Genomic DNA, 4,720 nt, shown 5'->3' on the forward strand with positions numbered 1-4,720 from the left:
GCCAGAACGCTGATCGCATACGCCCGACTGTTCTTCGGGACCTCCTCCGCCGCGACCACACCGATCACGAATGCGAGCGCGATGCCCATCGGCCGACCGATCGTCTGCGTCGCCACCAGCACCGCGAAACTGGGCGCGATCGCGCCGAGCGCCGTCAGCAACGGAGCCAGCCAGGCGACGATGACCAGCACCTTGCGGCGCCCGATCCGGTCCGCGATCACCGCCGCCGGAAGCGCGAACACGATTCCGGCGCGCACGATCGAACCGGCGTCGCCCTTGGCGGTTTCGCTGATCCCGAAATCGTCGGCTGCGAATCCGACGGTCTGGGTGAAGATCGTGTTGACGAACGCCGCCGACATCGATGCGGCGGCGAGCAAGCCGATCACCAACACCTGGATCGCGTCGAGCTGATCGGGCGGAGACCACCACCCCTGCGCACGGATGCGACGCGCGAGGACACCGCGCACGGCGGGCCCGAACAACCACCCGAACCAGGGGATCTTCAGGCGATACGACGTGCGCTCCACGATCTCGTCGTCGTGAGCTCCTGCAGCGGGCACCCGGACGCTGCGCCGATAAGCCGTGAACGGTCCGTGAGCCTGCTCGAACTCGATCCGCTCGCCGTCGTCGGACGTCGTGCGGGACGACTCGCGCTCGTCGAGCAGATCGGTGCGGGTGGACGAGATCCGTTCGAGGTGGTCATCGTCGTGAGGCCAACGTCGCGTGACAATGCGACCGCCCGGCTCCACGGTCGGAGCATACTGGTGAGCTGTGATCTCCTCCGGCACGCCCCCGACGCCAGAATCGTCATCTCCCGCTCCGTCGTCCTCGTCCGAGTGCATCGTCGTGCGTGGTTCGGGCCCGCTGTCGGGGCAGGTCGTCGTCCCGGGAGCGAAGAACTCGGTCCTCAAGCTGATGGCGACGACGATCCTGTGCGACGGTGCGTTCGAGTTGACCAACGTGCCCGACATCGTCGACGTCTCGATCATGGGTGACCTGCTCGCGGCGATCGGTGTCGAGATGTCCCGTCCCGCTCCGGGTGAGCTGGTGCTGTTCAACACCGGCGAGATCATCCCGGTCGCTCCCTACGAGCTGGTCGAACGAATCCGGGCATCGATCAACGTGCTCGGACCGCTGCTCACCCGCTGCGGCGAGGTCCGTCTGTCGATGCCGGGAGGCGACGACTTCGGCGCGCGCCCGATCGACATGCACATCGCCGGCCTCGAAGCGATGGGCGCCGAGTTCAAGTTCAGCCACGGCTATCTCGAGGCCCGTGCCGACCGGCTCCACGGTGCCGAGATCACGTTCGACTTCCCGAGCGTCGGAGCGACCGAGAACCTGATGACCGCGGCGGTGCTCGCCGATGGCATCACGGTCATCGACAACGCGGCGCGCGAACCGGAGATCACCGACCTCTGCGAGTTCCTCGTCGCGATGGGCGCTCGGATCGACGGCATCGGAACCTCGACGCTGACGATCACCGGGGTCGATCGGAGTGACCTCTCACCCGTCTCGCACCGCACCGTTCCCGACCGGATCCAGGCGGCGACCTACCTGGCGGCGTGTTCGGTCGCCGGAGGTGAACTCGATGTCGTCGGTGCCCGTGCGGATCACATGACGATGCTGCTCGACCGTTTCGGCGACATGGGGCTGCAGATCGATGCGGCCGACGACGGGGTTCACGTGGTCGCCGACGGCCGACCACGTTCGATCGATGTTGCGACGCTGCCGTATCCGGGGATCGCCACCGACTACAAGCCGTTGATCATCACGATGCTGTCGGTCGCCGACGGTGTGGGCATCGTCACCGAGAATCTGTACCCGGGGCGCTTCCGCTATGTCGAGGAGCTCCAACGACACGGTGCCGACGTTCGCACGAGCGGGCACCACGCGGTGATTCGTGGTGTTCCCCGGTTGTCCGGGGCACCGGTTCGTGCCCACGACATCAGGGCGGGCGCCGCCATGGTGGTCGCCGGCCTGGCCGCCGAGGGTGAAACGCGCATCAGCGGCGTGCATCACATCGACCGCGGGTACGACGATCTCGTCGGTCGTTTGAGCGCGGTCGGAGCCGTGATCGAACGCTGCTGAGCGGGTGCGGGTCAGCTCGGGTCGGAGTCGCCGGCCTCGTCGGCCGCTGCCGCGTCGACGCGTCGTTTGGCGACGACGAGCAGAAGGGCGATCGCCAGCATCGGACCACCGATCAGCAACGCCTCGTCCCAATTGCCCTGGTGGGCGAGCAGAGTGGTCACCGTCGCGAAACTCACGGCATCGATCGTACGGCATCACCGATTGAATGGGTGCCGAGATGCGCGACAAGATCCTGGCCACGATCGAGGTGATCCGCCCCGCGTTGCAAGCCGACGGTGGCGATATCGAGTTCCACGACGTGAACGAGCAGACCGGTGTCGTCGAGGTCCGCCTGAAGGGCGCGTGCGTCGGCTGCCCGTCGTCGAACCAGACGCTCAAGGTCGGCGTCGAACGGATCATGCGTGATCGGATCGACGGCGTGACGGCCGTGATCAACATCGCCGACGCAACCGCCTGCTCGTGAACCTCTGATTGGGTCGTTCGCCCGCCGATCGGAAAGACTCGACGCCGATGCCCCGCCACAGACTGCCCGCCCCCGAACTCTTTCAGGCCGCGTTGGAAGGCGACCGCAGCGCGCTCGCGAGGTTGCTGTCGCTGATCGAGCGCGGTGACGAAGAAGCGCGGGTGATCGGCCGACTCGCGTATCCGTTGTCGGGTGGCGGATACACCGTGGGTCTCACCGGTGCGCCCGGCGCCGGGAAGTCGACGTTGACCTCGGCGATCATCGGTCATCTGCGCTCGCTCGAACTCGAGATCGCGGTGTTGGCGATCGATCCGTCGTCACCTTTCACGGGGGGAGCGATCCTTGGCGATCGGGTCCGGATGCAGGATCACGCCACCGATCCGGGGGTGTTCATCCGGTCGATGGCGACCCGCGGTCATCTCGGAGGACTCGCGCTGGCCACACCCGAGGCCGTTCGTGCACTCGACGCGATCGGTCGCCGCTGGATCCTCGTCGAGACCGTCGGTGTCGGCCAGGTCGAGGTCGAGGTCGCGGGCAAGGCCGACACGACGGTCGTCGTGGTCAACCCCGGGTGGGGTGACAGTGTGCAGGCGAACAAGGCCGGGCTGATGGAGATCGCAGACGTGTTCGTGATCAACAAAGCCGACCGCAAAGGGGCCGACGAGACACGCCGCGACCTGATGCAGATGCTCGATCTGTCCGATCTTCCACACGACACGTGGCGACCGCCGATCCTCAACACGACCGGGACCACCGGCGAGGGCGTGCCCGAACTGTGGGAGACGGTCATCGAACACCGCGCGTTCGCAGAGTCGTCGGGCTTGCTCGCCGAGCGGCGCACGTTCCGCTTGCGCGAGGAGTTGCGCGAGATCATCGCTCAACGTCTTGGTCGTAAGGCCCGCTCGATCTGTACCGGCGAGCGGTGGGACGAGCTCACCGACGAGGTGGCGGAGCGGACCACCGACCCGTGGACGGCCGCCGACGAGATGCTCGCCGCCATCGACGCCTGACCCGGCTCAGCTGACGGCCGACGTGGCCGGGTCGGGTTCGGGTGGGATCAGTCCGGACGGACAGGAAGGAACACATGGACGCATTCCTGATCAGCTTCGGCATCATCTTCGTCGCCGAACTCGGCGACAAGAGCCAGCTGATGGCGATGACGTTCGCCACCCGCTATCGCGCCGTGACGATCCTGGCGGCGATCACCGTGGCGACCGCAATCGTCCATCTGTTCAGCGTCGCCGTCGGGGCCGCGATCGGCACCGCCCTCCCCACGGATGCGATCTCGATCGTGGCGGGCCTGGCGTTCTTCGGGTTCGCGGCGTGGACGATCCGCGGCGACGAACTCGATGATGACGAGGCCGGACGTGCTGCCCGCGGCGGTCGGTCGGTGTTCTTCACGGTGGGCTTGGCGTTCTTCCTCGCGGAGCTCGGCGACAAGACGATGCTCGCGACGATCACGCTCGCCACCGACCACGGTGTGTTCGGCACCTGGATCGGCTCCACGCTCGGCATGGTCGCGGCCGACGCGCTCGCGATCGTCGTCGGACAGCAGCTCGGTGCCCGGCTCCCCGAGCGGACGGTCAAGATCGGCGCGGCGGTCACATTCGTCGTGTTCGGCATCCTGCTGATCGTCGACGGCCTGAGCTGACGACCCGCGACGTCATCAACTCGCGCTCGCCTCATCGAGCAGGCGAACTTCGCTACGGTCGGTTCCATGGTGATCGTGTCCGGTTGGCTCCGCGTCGGTACCGACGCTCGTGACGAGTACCTCGCTTCCTGCGTCGATGTGATCGAGGCTGCTCGGGCCGCGCCGGGATGCATCGACTTCCATCTCGCAGCCGATCCACTCGACGCCGACCGGATCAACGTCTACGAGCAATGGGAGTCGGCCGAAGCGGTGGAGCGATTTCGAGGCTCGGGACCAGACGGTGGACAGCAGGATGCGATCGTCGGCGCCCACGTCGAACAGCACGAAGTCGCATCGTCGACGACTCTGACGTAGAGCCGCCCGGGTGGGTCGCCCGCGAACGGGTCTGGCAGGCTGGGCTGATGGCCTACGAACTGCTGACTCTCGAACGACGTGACGACGGGGTCGCCGTGGTCACCCTTGCCAACGGCAAGGTCAACCCCCTGTCCCGTGAGTTGCTCACCGAATTGCGCCAGGCG

Annotated in this window: 7 protein-coding genes; 5 read left to right on the forward strand and 2 right to left on the reverse strand. The window is 66.8% G+C overall.

Translation table 11 applies throughout. From position 1 onward, the window contains the following. Positions 1-749, reverse strand: a 749-nt coding sequence (locus WBV89_RS16910) for an MFS transporter (protein WP_423982512.1), incomplete at its 3' end; no start/stop codon positions are given. A gap of 97 nt (positions 750-846) precedes the next feature. On the opposite strand from WBV89_RS16910, the gene murA reads away from it, so the two are divergent. Beyond that, positions 847-2,088, forward strand: coding sequence for a UDP-N-acetylglucosamine 1-carboxyvinyltransferase (murA, locus tag WBV89_RS16915; protein WP_423982513.1), 1,242 nt, complete (start codon positions 847-849; stop codon positions 2,086-2,088). A gap of 11 nt (positions 2,089-2,099) precedes the next feature. On the opposite strand, the gene WBV89_RS16920 is transcribed toward murA, so the two are convergent. Then, positions 2,100-2,264, reverse strand: coding sequence for a hypothetical protein (locus WBV89_RS16920; RefSeq protein ID WP_423982514.1), 165 nt, complete (start codon positions 2,262-2,264; stop codon positions 2,100-2,102). Positions 2,265-2,305: 41 nt separating this feature from the next. Here WBV89_RS16920 and WBV89_RS16925 point away from each other — a divergent pair, with 41 nt between their 5' ends. The 4 genes from WBV89_RS16925 (at position 2,306) to WBV89_RS16940 (ending at position 4,556) form a co-directional block, all read left to right on the forward strand. Next, a complete protein-coding gene (locus WBV89_RS16925; protein WP_423982515.1) occupies positions 2,306-2,551 on the forward strand; it encodes a NifU family protein in 246 nt (81 codons plus the stop codon). A gap of 47 nt (positions 2,552-2,598) precedes the next feature. Then, entirely contained in the window at positions 2,599-3,561 is a 963-nt protein-coding gene (gene meaB / locus WBV89_RS16930; RefSeq protein WP_423982516.1) for a methylmalonyl Co-A mutase-associated GTPase MeaB, read from the forward strand. A 74-nt stretch (positions 3,562-3,635) separates the two neighbouring features. After that, positions 3,636-4,202: a TMEM165/GDT1 family protein gene (locus WBV89_RS16935; protein ID WP_423982517.1), complete on the forward strand. Its 567-nt coding sequence runs from the start codon at positions 3,636-3,638 to the stop codon at positions 4,200-4,202. Positions 4,203-4,268: 66 nt separating this feature from the next. Next, a complete protein-coding gene (locus WBV89_RS16940; RefSeq protein WP_423982518.1) occupies positions 4,269-4,556 on the forward strand; it encodes a putative quinol monooxygenase in 288 nt (95 codons plus the stop codon). The last annotated feature ends 164 nt before the right edge of the window (positions 4,557-4,720 follow it).

The sequence above is a fragment of the Ilumatobacter sp. genome, from assembly GCF_049588435.1.
GTDB lineage: Bacteria > Actinomycetota > Acidimicrobiia > Acidimicrobiales > Ilumatobacteraceae > Ilumatobacter_A.

What these genes read in the sequence shown, in the direction of transcription:
- WBV89_RS16925 (WP_423982515.1), top strand. Translation starts at nt 2,306, where the DNA reads ATGCGCGACAAGATCCTGGCCACGATCGAGGTGATCCGCCCCGCGTTG.
- meaB (WP_423982516.1), top strand. Translation starts at nt 2,599, where the DNA reads ATGCCCCGCCACAGACTGCCCGCCCCCGAACTCTTTCAGGCCGCGTTG.
- WBV89_RS16935 (WP_423982517.1), top strand. Translation starts at nt 3,636, where the DNA reads ATGGACGCATTCCTGATCAGCTTCGGCATCATCTTCGTCGCCGAACTC.
- WBV89_RS16940 (WP_423982518.1), top strand. Translation starts at nt 4,269, where the DNA reads ATGGTGATCGTGTCCGGTTGGCTCCGCGTCGGTACCGACGCTCGTGAC.